We start from the raw sequence: 14,557 nt of genomic DNA, 5'->3' as shown, positions 1-14,557 counted from the left end.
CGCCTCGTCTCAGGGGTTGTGCGTGGCCGCCCGTCGAGAGCGACCACGCACCAGCAGCACGTGTGCCGTGTTACTTCGAGTAGTACTCGACGATCAGCTGTTCCTGCAGCGGCACATCGATCTGGGCACGCTCGGGCAACTGGTGGACCAGGATCCGCAGCCGGCCCGGGATCACCTGCAGCCAGCCCGGAACCGGGCGGTCGCCGACGGTCTCGCGCGCCACCTGGAACGGCAGGGTGCCCAGCGACTTCTCCTTGACATCGATGATGTCGTACTGGGTGACCTGGAAGCTGGGAACGTCCACCTTCTTGTTGTTCACCAGGAAGTGGCCGTGGGAGACCAGCTGGCGGGCCTGCCTGCGGGTACGGGCCAGACCGGCGCGGTACACCACGTTGTCCAGCCGGGCCTCGAGCAGACGCAGCAGGTTGTCACCGGTCTTGCCCTTGAGGCGGTTGGCCTCCTCGTAGTACCGGCGGAACTGCTTCTCCATGACGCCGTAGGAGAAGCGTGCCTTCTGCTTCTCCTGCAGCTGGAGCAGGTACTCGCTCTCCTTGATCCGCGCGCGGCCGTGCTGGCCGGGCGGGTAGGGACGACGCTCGAACGCCTGGTCGCCTCCGACGAGGTCGACGCGCAGACGACGCGACTTGCGGGTGATAGGGCCTGTGTAACGAGCCATTGTTCGCTATTCCTTTCCCGCTAGACGCGACGCCGCTTGGGCGGACGGCAGCCGTTGTGGGGCTGCGGGGTGACATCGGAGATCGTGCCCACCTCGAGGCCGGCGGCCTGCAGCGAGCGGATCGCGGTCTCGCGGCCCGAACCGGGGCCCTTCACGAACACGTCGACCTTCTTGACGCCGTTCTCCTGCGCCTTGCGGGCGGCGTTCTCGGCGGCGAGCTGCGCGGCGAACGGGGTCGACTTGCGCGAGCCCTTGAAGCCGACGTGACCCGACGACGCCCAGGAGATGACGTTGCCGTTCGGGTCGGTGATCGACACGATCGTGTTGTTGAACGTGCTCTTGATGTGCGCGTGGCCGTGCGGGACGTTCTTCTTTTCCCGGCGACGCGACTTCTGGGTCTTCTTGGGGCCGGAGGCCCGGGACTTCGGAGGCATCGGTTATCCCTACTTCTTCTTGCCGGCGACGGTGCGCTTCGGGCCCTTGCGGGTGCGCGCGTTGGTCTTGGTGCGCTGGCCACGGACGGGCAGGCCACGACGGTGGCGCAGGCCCTGGTAGCAGCCGATCTCGATCTTGCGGCGAATATCGGCCTGCACCTCGCGGCGCAGGTCACCCTCGACCTTGAACTCCGAAGCCTCGATGTAGTCACGCAGCTTCGTCAGATCGTCGTCGCTGAGATCCTTCGAACGCAGGTCCGGGCTGACGCCGGTGGCCTCGAGGATCTCCTGGGAGCGGGTACGGCCAATGCCGAAAATGTAGGTCAGTGCGATCTCCATGCGCTTCTCGCGCGGGAGGTCGACGCCCATGAGACGTGCCATCTGGCAGTTTCCTTAATCGTTGCGGAGGTCTGCTCCCTGTCCGTCCCCTCGTCTTGGTGGGGCACCGGCCTCCGAACCGGTGGTAGGCGCGCACGCCCAGGGCGAACCCTGATATCCGCAGCGTGCGGCTGGTGCTGGGAGTTCTTCTTGCCAATCCGAACTGCGGTTCGGTGCTTGGCTGGTGTCGCGTCGAGCGGCGCCTTCGGCATGCCTCGGGCGGGTGCGGGCGAGGTCTCCCTCGCCTCCGCTCAGCCCTGGCGCTGCTTGTGGCGCAGGTTGTCGCAGATCACCATGACCCGACCGTGACGGCGGATCACCTTGCACTTCTCGCAGATCTTCTTGACGCTCGGCTGAACCTTCACGTCCGTCCAATCTGTTGTGGTTCACAGAGGTGTGAACACAGTTTTTCCCCAGTCGGCGACTGGGGAAGCTCTGTAGTGAGTCTTTCGACTCGGCTCCGGCTCACGCCGGAACTGCCGGTTCGCACCGACCCGATCGCAGCGGGCGCGATCACTTGTAGCGGTATACGATCCGGCCGCGCGACAGGTCGTAGGGCGAGAGCTCGACGACCACACGGTCTTCGGGGAGGATACGAATGTAGTGCTGCCGCATCTTCCCGCTGATGTGCGCGAGAACCTTGTGCCCGTTCTCGAGCTCGATCCGGAACATCGCATTGGGCAGCGGCTCGACAACTCGACCCTCGACCTCGATGGCCCCGTCCTTCTTCGCCATGTCCTCCGCGATCCCGGTTACGCTCAACCTGGTTTGTTTGCCTGGTCTGCCCGGATGGACCGGCCGCCGGAGCGGACCGCTCGCACACGAACAGGCGGCGCATAGGTGCACCGCCGCTCCAGCTTACCGATCAGTTCCGGATCGGGCAAAAATGCCTCCCTGTATACCCGCGTCGTCAGGGGTTTCACAGCCGCCTTCCCACCCGTGGCGGGCGTCCGGTCCTCGGCCACGACGACGGCGGGTTGTCGCGTAAACTGGCCGCTGTCCAGGTATTTGGGTCGAACAGATCAAGGGGGATGCGTGAGCCGGCGGAGCGAGCGAGGCACCGGCGCGGCGCCCTTGATCACGGCCGAAGCTAGCGGCAGGGAGGCGAGGCCGTGAGTAAGCGTAGCGAGCGAGTCACCGGCAGAGCACCCCGTACCAGGACCCGGTCGAGCGGCAGGGCGAATACGACGGAGCCGAGCGGCAGCGAGGGGACGCCGTGAGCCGTGGTAACGACGGCCTGCCGATGCTGCCGCCGTGGCTGTCCGAGAGCGAGGTCAGCCAGAGCGGCTACGAGGCGCCGGTACAGAATCTCCCGCACGACGAACTGATCGAGGAATCCCCCAGCCGCAGACGCGGCCGGTTCAAGAACCGGTCCCCCGAAGCGGAACGCCCGGACGCCGCGCGTCCCGAGAAGCGCCGCAAGGGCTGGCGCCGGGACAAGCACGAGGGGCCCGCCGACGACGACCGAAGCCTGAGCGAGGCCGGACGCGCACCCGGGCCGGACGTGCCCGCGCCTGGTCAGCGTCCGCCCGACGCCTGGGGGCAGCAGCCCGGCCACGACCCCGCCCCGCCCGCGCGGGAAAGCACCCCGCCCGCGCAGGACAACTCGTGGGAGGCGCCGCCTCAGCGCAACGCCCTTCCGCAGTCCAGCCTGCCCACCCGCAACCCCTCGCAACCTTCACCCGGCTTCCAGCCGCTGGGCAGCAGAGCCGGGGAGCAGCCCGGTGCACAGCAGGCGCCCGCGCAGCACCGCAGGCCCGATCTGCCGCCCCCACCGCCGCTGCCCGACCCACCCCGGCAAGCGGTCGAGGAGCGACCGGCCCCGGCACCGCACGACGAGCCCGCCCGATCGGCGCACAGCGAGAGCGGCCCCGGCCAGGCCACCGGGACCGGCCGACCGCCGTTCGCTCCGCAACCCGGCGGGTGGCCGTCCACCGGCAACCCTCGGCTCGACGCCGCGCTGTCGGCGGTGCGGCCGAGCCAGTGGCCGGGCACGCTTCCGCCCGGGCAGCAGACCCCGCCGCCGAGCAGTGGCCAGCCCGTCGCACCGCCGACGAGCCCGAATCCGGGATGGCCCGCGGGCGCCGACCCCGCAGCGCCGACTGTCGGTGACAGTCCCGCGCAACCACCCCACGGCGGGCAACCCACCGCACCTGTGCCGGGCACCGATCAGGCAGCGCGGCAGAGCGCGGGCTCGTCGGCACCGGCCGCCGCGCCGCCGGCCGGCGCCGACCCGGCAGCCCGGACCAGCGCCGCACCATCGGCTGCCACCGGCCCGGCCCACGCGGCGGGGCAAGGAAGTGACCTTTCGACCGGCACGGGTTCGACGCCGACCGGGGAGCACTCGGGCATCCCGACCGACGACCGGACGCGGCACGATCCGACCGCGTCCAGCAGCGAAAGCCCGGCTGTCGGTAGCGACGGCGCGGTCCGGCAGGCGGGAAGCCACCAGGCTGCCCCGACCGCGTCGGCAGGCGTGGAGTCCGGTCAACGGCCCACTCCGGGAGCCACCGGAACCACGCCGTCGACCGAGGCGCAGCCCACGGACGCGGGCCCTGCGCCACAGGCGGGCGGTCGACCCGCCGTCGGTCAACCGTGGACGGCCGCCTTCGATCCGGATGAGTTGTCCGCGGGGTCCGATGCCGGTTCGGTCGCGCCGCCGGCCGGGGACGCCCCAGCACCGGGTCGGCACGATCAGCCCGCGACGCCGACCGATCCCGCCGCCGGCTCCGAGGGGCCGCCGCCCTGGCTGGCTGGACCACGGCCCGAGGACGCCCAGGCATCCGCGCCGGGTGCGCCGCGCCGTCTCCCACCGCTGCCCGACCCGCCCGCGCCGCACGAGCGGCCGGACAAGGGTGAAACCGGCACGCAACCACCGTCACCGGCGCACGACGAGCGGCGCCTGTCGCCACACGGCGCGGACGGTCCGCCGCCCTGGCTCGGTCACACCGCGCCGGAGCAGGCTGGCCGCCCCAGCGCACCCGGACTTCCCCCTGCGCCGAAGGCGACTGCGGCACCGGGTGTTCAGACGCCCACCGACCCGGCGCCGGAACAGCGAACGACGTCGAACGCGTGGCCGACGGATAGCGGCGCTACCGGAACGCCTGCCGCCGCACCCACGCCCGGTCCGCACGCCGGACAGAGCGGGGTCGGTCCGGTGCCGCCCGTACCAGGCAACGCCCTTGCCGCGGGTGGCCCGGCTGTGCGGCCGACCGAAGCCACTGGACAGCCCTCAGCGGCCGCGCAGGCGGATTCGCTCCGATCGCAACAGGATCCCGGCGCCGCGGCGTCGGGTTGGACCGCCGCCGCCGTAGCCGGTGGCGCGGCCGCGCGACCGATCGGTGGACGGCACCGGCTGCCTGCCGAGCCGAACTCGCCGGTCGCTCCTCCGGCATCTGCCGCGCAAGCGCCGGATTTCGACCAGGTACCGGTACCTCAACAGCGGCCTGCCCCGGCGCACAACGAGCCGAACTCGCCGCTCGGGCCGTACGCCCCGAGCGGCGAGCACGCCGGATACCCACCGCAGTTCGCGGCTGGGCAGGTACCCGGTTCCGGAACGCAGGCCCCGGCCGACCAGTGGGCCACCACGGGACACCCGGGCACCGCGGCGATCGGCCCCGATGGCCGTCCGGCTCAGTTCCCCGGCGGTCCCGCTCCTGTCGAGCAGCCCGCCGACCAGTGGCGCAGCGCCGCCGAGCGGAATTCCGCGCCCGAATCCGGTCAGGCAGCACCGCATTCCGCGCCACCGGTCCCCCCGCAGCACCCCGAACCCCAGAACTACGCGCAACCAGGCGGTCAGCAATGGGGGACGCCGCCGGGCTACGCGCAACCGCAAGCCCAGCAGCCGGGCGGCCAGTTCCAGCCTTCGCTGGACAACGTGCCGATGCGCCGGGCCAAGCGGGCGCCGGGATCCGGGTGGCGCAAGGCCGTGCATCACGTGTCCGGCGGCGCGATCAACCCCGGCATGTCCGCCGAGGAACGCAGGCTGCAGGAACTGGTCGCGCGGATCAGGCAGCCGGTGCGCGGTGACTACCGGATCGCGGTGCTCTCACTCAAGGGCGGTGTCGGAAAGACCACCACCACAATGGGTATCGGCTCGATCTTCGCCTCCATCCGGGGCGACCGGGTGATCGCCGTGGACGCCAATCCCGACTTCGGCACGCTGTCGCAGCGGGTGCCGCTGCAGACCAGGTCCACCGTGCGCGACCTGCTCCTGGACTCGTCCATCCAGCGTTATTCGGATGTGCGCAGGCACACCTCGCAGGCCACGAGTCGCCTGGAAGTGCTGGCCAGCGAACGTGATCCGGCCGCGTCGGAGGCGTTCAGCGAAGAGGAGTACCGCGCGGTCGCCCGGATCCTGCAGCGGTTCTACAACATCATCCTCACCGACTGCGGTACCGGACTGATGCATTCGGCCATGTCCGGTGTGCTGGATCTGGCGCACTCGCTGGTGCTGATCTCCTCCCCCGCGATCGACGGAGCCCGCAGCGCCGCGGCGACGCTGGACTGGCTGTCGCTGCACGGCCACGACCACTTGGTGCGCAACGCGGTGGTGGTGATCAACTCGCCGCGGGCCGGATCGCCGAATGTCGGTATCCAGCAACTACGGGAGTACTTCCTGTCCCGGTGTCGCGCCGTGCACATCATCCCGTTCGACGTCCACATGTCCGAGGGCGCCGAGATCGATCTGCACCGGCTGCACAAGCAGACCAAGCGGGCCTACGTCGAGCTGGCCGCGACCGTCGCCGACGACTTCGCCACCGATCACCGCCGGTACCGTCCCTGACACCCGCCGGGCCGTGGCCCGGCGGGCAAGGACGAGCGGATCAGCCGCTCACCAGATCAGCCGCTCACCACTCGGGCAGGCGCCGCCTGCCCGCCATGACGTCGCGCACCAGATCGTCGTAGGCGTCCGCGAGTTCGGCGAGATGATGCCACGCGTTGTGCAACAACTCGTCGTGCGCGTCCAGAGTCATCAAGGCGTGGTGCGCGCGCACCGACGACTCGGCGAGGCGGTCGATCACCGCACCCACCGTTTCGGTGTGCAACGTGGCGCCGAGCCGATGCTGGGGCACGCTTCGCATCACCCAGTCGTCGATGGCCATCACCAATTCGACTCTGCGACGCTCGATTTCGCGGATCACCGCCACGGAGGTATCCACCGATCCACCGCGGCCGACCAAGCGGCGCTCATGTAGCACTGCCAGATCACGCGCGAACCACAGAAGCGGACCACCGACCACGCGGTGCCCGCGACACGCCCGAACCAATAGGTCGGACGTGGGAAGCAATCCCGGTACCGAAGAGCGCACCGAAGGATCGACACACCTGGATGTGCCTGGGATGGCCATTACGACCGTTGTATCCGAACCTGCCACGTTGCCTCGCCGTCATCGCCGCACAACACCGGATCAGGACGTTCATTACAATAAACCTCTGAAGGCGCCTGTCAAGCGTTACCCGGCCGTAGGGAGTCACGAAGGGTACACTTCGTTACCTGCATGACCAACCGAGGAGCAAGATGGCGGACGGTCCGACGTATCACCGGATCGCAGACCTCCTCCGCGAGGAGATCCGCGCAGCCAAGTGGAAGCCGGGCGATCGTCTGCCCAGCCATTCCGAGCTTGCCGATCAAATGCAGGTCTCGATCACCACCGCTCGCAACGCGATCCAGGTTCTGGTGACCGAGAATCTGGTCTACACAGCTACTTCCCGCGGGACGATCGTTCGAAACCAAGAAGTGCTCGAATCCGTTGTGACCGACTCTATCCGCCCCGACCGGCCGCAGACCCCGCACGACATCTTCGAGGAGATCGCGCGGGCCGCGCACCGGGAGCCGTCGAAGGAGTTCAGCGCGAAAATGGAGCCGGCCAGTTCCGAGGTCGCGTCGTGGCTGGGTGTCCCCCCGGATTCCTGGGTGCTGGCCAGGACTGTGGTCCAGTATCTCGACAACGAACCGTGGTCATGGGAGGTCAGCTTCTATCCCCGAGAGCTGGCCGAGGCCACGGGAATCGACTCCCCGCACGACATTCCGGAGGGCACCACCCGCCGCCTCGCCGACCGCGGCCATGCCGAAACCGCGCACCGTGACACGCTTGTCGCACGGCCCGCGAACGCGGAGGAAGCCTTGGTGCTCGGCGTCGCCACCGGCACCATTCTGCTGGATCATCTGCGCATCGGCGCGAACCACACCCGAGTCACCCGGGCCACCCGGCATCGCTCGCTCGCCACCGGCAACCGCCTCGCCTACGAACTCGGCGACGCCGAAGGCACCGCAGTCATCCGGACCACGCTCGCCGACTCGCCCTGGTCCGGTCCGGCCTAGCCCCATGACGATCGCGCTCCGTCAGGCAACAGTGGGCGATCTCGGCACGATCTGCCGCCTGCGCGTGCAGCGCACGGCGTGGCTCACCGCGCGTGGGTCCGACCAGTGGACGGTCGCCGGGCGCGGCCTGCCCATCGAGATCTTCGCCCGCGCCGTCGGACACGCGCTGGACGCGGGCGAGACCTGGATCGCCGAGGTCGCGGGCGAGCCGGCGGGAACCATCACCGTCAACGACCGTGCCGATGCCGGTCTGTGGTCGCGGTGGGAACTCGACGATTCGCTGATCGTCCATTTCATGATCGTCGACCTGCGATTCGCGGGCCGGCGGGTGGGCCATCGCATGCTCGCCCACGCGGGAATGCTTGCCCGCCACCAGCAACGCGAGTGGGTGCGGCTGGACGCCTGGACCACCAATACCGACCTGCACGACTACTACCGCTCGGCGGGATTCCGGCTGGTCCGCGTCGCGGGGCCGCTCGTGCTCGGCCCGTCGCGCGCGCTGTTCGAGCGGCGGGTCGACAGCTGGGAGCCCGAACTCCCCGTCCCGGTCCCTGCGGTCGCGCGATCGGCAGCCTCGGCGATGTTGCGGCCACCGCAACCGAACAACTGACTCGGCGCCGACAGCGATCGTCAGCGCCGCAGCCGATTCAGCAGTACGCCTGCCTATGCCCGCGGGAGGTACGCGAGCGCGACCGCGGCCCGGTCAGACCGGCGGGAGGTGCGCGATGTGCACCATCTCGATCCCTCGGCTGCGCGACACCAGGGTTCCGCGGCCGGGCGGCAGCTTGCTCGGCCGCACGTCGCCGATCAGCTTGCCCTCGTCGCGCGACCCGCTCATGATCAGCGTCTCCACCGACAGGTTCTTCATGGTGCCCAGCACCGGGTCGTACAGCGCACGGGACACACCGCCGCTGCGACGCGTGACGACGAGGTGCATGCCGATGTCGCGGGCTTGCGGCAGGTATTCCAGCAGCGGCGCGAACGGGTTCATGCCGCTGCCGGTCACCACCATGTCGTAGTCGTCGACCACGATGTAGATCTCCGGGCCGCTCCACCAACTGCGATCCCGCAACTGCTGTGGCGTGATATCCGAGCCGGGGATGCGCTTGGCCAGATATCCGGCCACCTCCTGGAGCATCGGACCACAGGTCTGCGACGAGGTGGAGTATCCGGCCAGGTGGTCGCCCTCGACCACGCCGAGCATGGTGCGGCGGTAGTCGATCATGATGATCCTGGCCTGCTCGGTGGTCGACTGCTCGACCACGCCCATAACGATGTTGCGCAGCAGGGTGGTCTTGCCGCATTCCACGTCGGCGAACGCCATGAAGTGCGGTTCGGCGCCGAAATCCAGCACAAGCGGTTGCAATTCGGACTCGCCGAGCCCGACGACGACCTGGGTGGGGCCGAGCTCGATCCCCTGGGCTCGCGCGGAGGCCAACAACTCGTCCCGGCCGAACCGCAAAGGCAGCATGCGTACTTCCGGCGCGCGGCGGTTCGGATACAGCTGCTCGAGTTCGGTGCGCGCGCCCGCGACGCCGTCGGCCAAGCTGCCCGGATCGGAGTCGGAATCCAAGCGCGGCAGCGCGATCAGCATGTGCAGCTGGTCGGGGGTCATACCGCGGCCGGGGCGCCCGACCGGAACCTGATGCGCGGTGCGCCTGCCCATCTCCGAGTCCGACGGATCGCCGAGCCGCAGCTCGAGGCGGGTGCCGATCTGGTCCTTGACCACCGGACGGATCTCGGCCCAGCGCGAGGCGGCGATCATCAGGTGGATGCCGAACGACAAACCCTGCGCGGCGATGGCGTTGATCTGCGGTTCCAGCACGTCGAACTCTTCGCGGATCGCCGCCCAACCGTCGATCACCAAGAAAACGTCGCCGAACTTGTCGTCGGCCAACGGGTTGCCCGCTCCGGCGGTGCCGTCGGGAACGCGCTGGTCATCGGTGAACTTGCGGCGCCGGAACTCGGCCATCGACTCGATGCCCAGTGCGGCGAACCGCTCCTCGCGCTGACGCATCAGCGTGGTGAGCTCGGCGACGGTGCGGCGCACCCGGTCGCTGTCGAGGCGACCGGCCACCGAACCCACATGCGGCACCCCGGACAGGCCCGCCATGCTGCCGCCACCGAAGTCCAGGCAGTAGAACTGCGCCTGTTCGGGGCTGTGCGTGGCCGCGGTCGCCATGATGATGGTGCGCAGCGTCGTCGACTTGCCCGACTGTGGGCCGCCGACCACCGCGACGTGGCCCTGCGCGCCGGACAGATTGATGGTGAGCACATCGCGCCGCTGCTCGTACGGCTTGTCGATGACGCCGATCGGCATCCACAACTGGCCGTGCCGGTTGACCGGCGAACGCCAGTCCGGGTCCGGCAGCAGCATGTCGACGGTCGGGGATTCCTCCAGGGGCGGCAGCCAGACCTCGTGCGCCGGGCGGCCGTGCCCGGTGAGCCGCTTGACGACCACGTCGAGCAGCGTGTCCGGGATGCCCTCGTCGGCGCCGGGGACCGCCCCGGCGGCCGACGGCGGCGGCGGCAGTTCCAGCAGCGGATTCGACGGCGCCACCGGCTGCGCTTGCGTCTCGTCCTCGATCGGCTCCGGCAGTTCCACCGGCGAGGCGGTGAACAACGCGGGACGGTGCCCGGCGACCGGGCTGCCGTCCTCGCCGGTGACCGTGCCTTGCGGCGCGACGTACGGCCCGGACACGTAACTCGCGTTGAACCGCAACGGATCCGACGCATCGCTCTTCAGATACCCCGAGCCGGGCACGCTCGGCAGGTGGTAGGCGTCGGTGATGCCGAGTACCGCGCGCGATTCGTTCGCCGAGAACGTGCGCAGGCCGATGCGATAGGACAGATGCGATTCCAGGCCGCGCAGCTTGTTCTCCTCCAGCCGCTGCGAGGCCAGCAGCAGGTGCACGTGCAGCGACCGGCCGAGTCGACCGATCATCACGAACAGTTCGGCGAAGTCCGGCTTCTGCGAGAGCAATTCGGAGAATTCGTCGACGACGATGAACAAGGCGGGCAGCGGGTCCAGCGGCACACCGGCGGCGCGCGCCTTCTCGTAGTCGGTGACGTTGGCGTAGTTGCCCGCCGAACGCAGCAGCTCCTGGCGGCGGTTCATCTCACCGGCGAGCGCGTCCTTCATGCGGTCGACCAGCGACAGTTCCTCTTCCAGGTTGGTGATCACCGCGGCGACATGCGGCAGCGAGTCGAGGCCGAGGAAGGTCGCGCCGCCCTTGAAGTCGACGAGCACCAGGTTCAGCGCGTCCGGCGAATGCGTGGTGACCAGCGAAAGCACTAGGGTGCGCAGGAATTCCGACTTCCCCGACCCGGTGGCGCCGATGCACAGACCGTGCGGGCCCATGCCGTTCTCGGCCGATTCCTTGATGTCGATCTCCACCGGAGTGCCGTCGGGGGTGATGCCGATCGGCACCCGCAGCCGTTCCCGGGCCGTGCGCGGGCGCCACACCCGCGCCGGATCGATCTGGGCCGCGTCCGGGATCTTCAGCAACGCCATCAGTCCCGGGTCCGTCGTGGTTCCCTCACCGAGGCTGAGGATCTGCGCCGCCGTGGCGAGGCGATACCTGGCCAGCGAGCGGGCGAAGGACTCGGCCTCCGCCGTGCTCACCTGGTCCGCGGTGGCGAACTTCTCCACACCGGCCGCACTGCGTGCCGACACCTCGCCGTCGGCGGCGACCAGTTGCAGCCCGCGCCGCGCCGCGAGCCCGCCCTCCGGTGCGGTGAGGTCGAGCACCGTCACCGAATCCAGGCCCGATTCGCTGACCAGACGTTCGCTGCCGCTGACGTAGCCGTCATCGATGACGACCACGAGGTGCAGCCGCCCCTGGGTCGGCTGCGGGTTGCGCATGAACCGGCCGCGCTCGAGCAGCTCGGCCGCCAGCGCCGTCTCCAGTTCGCCGAGCGAGTGGTACATCATCCGCGCCGAGCCCATGCCGTCGCGCTGGGTCGGATGTTGCAGCTGCGGCAGCCATTTCGCCCAGGACCAGGCCGGACCGTCCGGGTCGGCGCAGACGATCGCGACCGCGAGATGGTCGGGACCGTGGAAGGTGACCAGCTCCATCAGCATCGCCCGCACCAGCATGTGCGCGTCCTCGGCAGGGCCGCCGATGTTGATCGCGGGGAACGCGCGCAACGACACCGCGGTCGGCAACCGATGCACCACCGAGTGAGTGCGTACGAAGCGGCGCAGCGCCACGGTGGACACCGGTTCCAGATCCTCCAGCGGCCCCGTCTCCGGGCGCGCCAGCTTGGTGGCCAACCGGTGGCTGCCGACCCCGACGCGCACGTGCCCGAAGTCCGGGTCGTTGGGCCTGCGCTCCCACATCCGCCTCGTCCCGATCATGGAGGGCAGGTCGGCGGGTTCGGGATGACTCCACCGGAGCGTCTCCAGTTGCTTGCCGCCGGTGCGCCGCACGTCCTTTCGGACCTGGTCCAAGTAGCGGAAGTAGTCTTTGCGTTCCTCGTTGAGCTCGACCGCGCGCTTGGGACCGCCGCCCCGGAAGCCCGCCATCATGCCGACCATCGACATGAGCATCATCATCGGGAACATCATCATGAACGGATTGGCCAGCATGTTGCGGCCCATCATCGCCATCATGGCGATCATGCCGACCACCGCGACCACCATGACGACGGGCATCAGCTTCATCATCAGCGGCGCGGGCAGTGCGCGCGCGATCTCCGGCGGCGCGGTCAGCGCCACCTCGCCGCCGGGTGCCCGGGGCGGTGCAATGCGGGGGCGGCGCACAAAGCCTTCGGTAGCCATGATTCCTTCGTTCGGTCGGCGACGAGCGGTCGATGCCTCGCCGCGCTACGGATCGAACTCCGCGTTCAGGTCCTGTCCCGAGCGGCGGAACGGGATCGCCACCGCGGCGCCGATGGCCAGACCGGCCAGGCAGACGATGGAGCCGATGACGGCGATCCGGCGCGGCCGCGGGTCCGGGCCGGGCGGAATCGCCGGCGCGGCAACGACCCGTGGCTTGTCGGCCCCCGCGCTGACGGGCTGTTCGGGCAGCTGCGCGGTCAGCGCCGCGAGCGGATCGATCAGGCCGTGCCCGATCCGGTCGTCGCGTCCGGTGCCCGGCCCGTGGGCGGTGCGCATGATGCGGTCCATCACCTGCTGCGCGGTGAGTTCCGGGAATCGCGACCGCACCAGCGCCGCCAGCCCGGCCACGTAGGGCGCCGCGAAGCTGGTGCCCTCCACACCCCTGATTCCCTCGGTGGTCTGGACGCCGTCGACCAATCCGTTGCCACCCGGCTTGCTGTCCAGCGACACGATATTGCGGCCGATCGCGGCGACGGCGACCCATGGGCCGTGCAGCGAAAGCTCGGACACCTGCCCCGTCGAGTCCACCGAGCCCACCGAGAGCACGTAGGGCGTGAACCAGGCCGGGCTCGCGACCGTGACCACCGAGCCCCACCCGGAGCCCTCGTTCTGTTTCGAGCACGCGCCGTCGGGCTGCAGGTTGCCCGCGGCAGCGACCACGACGACATTCCGCTCGTAGGCGTACTTCACCGCCGCGCCCAGCGAGGCGTCGGCGGTGTCCGATCCCGCTGTGGTGCAGGCGACTTCGGAGATGTTGATGACGGTGGCGCCGAGGTCGACGGCGCGGACGACGGCCGCCGCCAGCGTGAGCACGCTGCCGTAGCCGTCGCTGCTGATCTTGCCCGGCGGGTCGTCCCGGCCGCTGCGGTCCTTCGGCTCGTAGGCCAGGCTCAGCTGCCGGATGGTGAGCAGGTCCGCGTCGGGCGCGACACCGGCGAAGGCGTCGCCGGGACTCGGCTGGGCCGCGATGATTCCGGCGACCAGGGTGCCGTGGCCGTCGCAGTCGACCGTCCCGTCGCTGTCGGAGACGAAGTCACCGCCCGGTTGCAGAGAGCGCAGTCGCGGATGGGGATTCACCCCGGTGTCGATGACGGCCACCTTCTGACCCGCGCCGCGGCTGAACTGCCACGCCGACGGGAGATCGAGCACCCGCTGCGCCATCGGAGGTTCGCTGGGCGGACTGCCGGTGAGCACGGGTTCGGCGCAGACAGAGCGCTGTTCGGTCGGTTCCAGCGGCGCGGGGCGCCCGCTCAAACCCTGTGCCGCCCCGAGCGCGCCGGAATCGATCGCGGGCGGCGCGATCGCCTGCGCACTCGGCCACGGCATGCCGATCCCAGCGCCGACAACCGTTGCGGCGCAGGCCATCCGCATGATTCTCCGGCGGAAGGCGCTGCCGGTCATATGTTGCGGGCCATCGAGTAGATGTTCATCACCCACAGCACCAGCGGGATCACCGCCACGATCAGCAGGTACTCGAAGATCTCGATCATCCGCCTGGTCACCGGGGTGACCTCGATGTGCGGGCCGATCACTCCGAAGCCGATCACACCTATCGTGAACGCGAGCAGCACGCCTGCCGCGAGTTGGGTGTAATCGGTGTCGCCCGCGGCCAACCCGACGACCAGGGCGACGGCGGTCACGCAGCCGCCGCCGATCATCGTCGCGGCCTGGATGAGATCGGCGAACGAGCGGCCGCGCAACGCGAGGATGATCGCGGTCAAGACCGCCAGCGTGATGCCCTGCCAGCGTGGCGAACCCAGCGGATCGGCCACGCCGAACGCGCCGATGACGGCACTCGCGGCGCACGCCGCGATCAGGCCGGACTGGAACTGGTTGGCCGCGCGAGCCCGTTCCCCGAGCCCGGCCGCCGAGGGCAGAGCGCTGGCGCCGATCGCGCCGAT

The 14,557-nt window shown here is 69.8% G+C and carries 12 protein-coding genes; 3 read left to right on the top strand and 9 right to left on the bottom strand.

All coding sequences use genetic code 11. From position 1 onward, the window contains the following. Positions 1 to 70: 70 nt before the first annotated feature. The 5 genes from rpsD to infA form a co-directional block, all read right to left on the bottom strand. Positions 71 to 676, bottom strand: a complete 606-nt coding sequence (gene rpsD, locus ON19_RS05015) for a 30S ribosomal protein S4 (RefSeq protein WP_043687553.1) — start codon at positions 674 to 676, stop codon at positions 71 to 73. A gap of 20 nt (positions 677 to 696) precedes the next feature. Next, positions 697 to 1,110 (bottom strand): 30S ribosomal protein S11, encoded by a 414-nt coding sequence (rpsK, locus tag ON19_RS05010; RefSeq protein WP_014981768.1) that lies wholly within the window; start codon positions 1,108 to 1,110, stop codon positions 697 to 699. A gap of 9 nt (positions 1,111 to 1,119) precedes the next feature. Further along, on the bottom strand, positions 1,120 to 1,491 hold the full coding sequence (rpsM, locus tag ON19_RS05005; protein ID WP_043687550.1) for a 30S ribosomal protein S13: 372 nt from the start codon (positions 1,489 to 1,491) through the stop codon (positions 1,120 to 1,122). A 248-nt stretch (positions 1,492 to 1,739) separates the two neighbouring features. Further along, positions 1,740 to 1,853 (bottom strand): 50S ribosomal protein L36, encoded by a 114-nt coding sequence (rpmJ, locus tag ON19_RS05000; protein WP_011207363.1) that lies wholly within the window; start codon positions 1,851 to 1,853, stop codon positions 1,740 to 1,742. A gap of 148 nt (positions 1,854 to 2,001) precedes the next feature. Next, on the bottom strand, positions 2,002 to 2,223 hold the full coding sequence (gene infA, locus ON19_RS04995; protein WP_003418601.1) for a translation initiation factor IF-1: 222 nt from the start codon (positions 2,221 to 2,223) through the stop codon (positions 2,002 to 2,004). A 481-nt stretch (positions 2,224 to 2,704) separates the two neighbouring features. Between infA and ON19_RS43585 the strand changes: the two genes are divergently transcribed. Beyond that, positions 2,705 to 6,274 carry a MinD/ParA family ATP-binding protein gene (locus ON19_RS43585; protein WP_227954465.1) on the top strand — a complete coding sequence of 1,190 codons (3,570 nt, stop codon included), beginning with the start codon at positions 2,705 to 2,707 and terminating at the stop codon, positions 6,272 to 6,274. 64 nt (positions 6,275 to 6,338) lie between these two features. On the opposite strand, the gene ON19_RS43580 is transcribed toward ON19_RS43585, so the two are convergent. Further along, a complete protein-coding gene (locus ON19_RS43580; RefSeq protein ID WP_227954466.1) occupies positions 6,339 to 6,650 on the bottom strand; it encodes a DUF4254 domain-containing protein in 312 nt (103 codons plus the stop codon). 359 nt (positions 6,651 to 7,009) lie between these two features. Between ON19_RS43580 and ON19_RS04980 the strand changes: the two genes are divergently transcribed. Together ON19_RS04980 and ON19_RS04975 are read left to right on the top strand one after the other, a co-directional pair. Further along, the gene (locus ON19_RS04980; RefSeq protein WP_043687543.1) at positions 7,010 to 7,813 is read left to right on the top strand and encodes a GntR family transcriptional regulator; all 804 of its coding nucleotides are present in this window, start codon (positions 7,010 to 7,012) and stop codon (positions 7,811 to 7,813) included. 4 nt (positions 7,814 to 7,817) lie between these two features. Next, positions 7,818 to 8,423, top strand: coding sequence for a GNAT family N-acetyltransferase (locus ON19_RS04975; RefSeq protein WP_051168547.1), 606 nt, complete (start codon positions 7,818 to 7,820; stop codon positions 8,421 to 8,423). A 93-nt stretch (positions 8,424 to 8,516) separates the two neighbouring features. On the opposite strand, the gene ON19_RS04970 is transcribed toward ON19_RS04975, so the two are convergent. The 3 genes from ON19_RS04970 to eccD all read right to left on the bottom strand — a co-directional run. Then, positions 8,517 to 12,596 carry a type VII secretion protein EccC gene (locus tag ON19_RS04970; RefSeq protein WP_043687540.1) on the bottom strand — a complete coding sequence of 1,360 codons (4,080 nt, stop codon included), beginning with the start codon at positions 12,594 to 12,596 and terminating at the stop codon, positions 8,517 to 8,519. A 45-nt stretch (positions 12,597 to 12,641) separates the two neighbouring features. Beyond that, positions 12,642 to 14,021, bottom strand: a complete 1,380-nt coding sequence (gene mycP, locus ON19_RS04965) for a type VII secretion-associated serine protease mycosin (RefSeq protein WP_043687903.1) — start codon at positions 14,019 to 14,021, stop codon at positions 12,642 to 12,644. 32 nt (positions 14,022 to 14,053) lie between these two features. Then, positions 14,054 to 14,557 (bottom strand): type VII secretion integral membrane protein EccD (eccD, locus tag ON19_RS04960; protein ID WP_043687537.1); only part of this gene is annotated, 504 nt, incomplete at its 5' end.

The sequence above is a fragment of the Nocardia abscessus NBRC 100374 genome (assembly GCF_000308455.1).
GTDB classification, from domain to species: Bacteria; Actinomycetota; Actinomycetes; order Mycobacteriales; family Mycobacteriaceae; genus Nocardia; species Nocardia abscessus.
The sequence above is the reverse complement of the archived record's forward strand: the minus strand, read 5'-3'. Positions and strand labels throughout refer to the sequence as shown.

What these genes read in the sequence shown, in the direction of transcription:
- rpsD (WP_043687553.1), bottom strand. Translation starts at nt 676, where the DNA reads ATGGCTCGTTACACAGGCCCTATCACCCGCAAGTCGCGTCGTCTGCGC.
- ON19_RS04970 (WP_043687540.1), bottom strand. Translation starts at nt 12,596, where the DNA reads ATGGCTACCGAAGGCTTTGTGCGCCGCCCCCGCATTGCACCGCCCCGG.
- rpsK (WP_014981768.1), bottom strand. Translation starts at nt 1,110, where the DNA reads ATGCCTCCGAAGTCCCGGGCCTCCGGCCCCAAGAAGACCCAGAAGTCG.
- mycP (WP_043687903.1), bottom strand. Translation starts at nt 14,021, where the DNA reads ATGGCCTGCGCCGCAACGGTTGTCGGCGCTGGGATCGGCATGCCGTGG.
- ON19_RS04980 (WP_043687543.1), top strand. Translation starts at nt 7,010, where the DNA reads ATGGCGGACGGTCCGACGTATCACCGGATCGCAGACCTCCTCCGCGAG.
- ON19_RS04975 (WP_051168547.1), top strand. Translation starts at nt 7,818, where the DNA reads ATGACGATCGCGCTCCGTCAGGCAACAGTGGGCGATCTCGGCACGATC.
- rpsM (WP_043687550.1), bottom strand. Translation starts at nt 1,491, where the DNA reads ATGGCACGTCTCATGGGCGTCGACCTCCCGCGCGAGAAGCGCATGGAG.
- infA (WP_003418601.1), bottom strand. Translation starts at nt 2,223, where the DNA reads ATGGCGAAGAAGGACGGGGCCATCGAGGTCGAGGGTCGAGTTGTCGAG.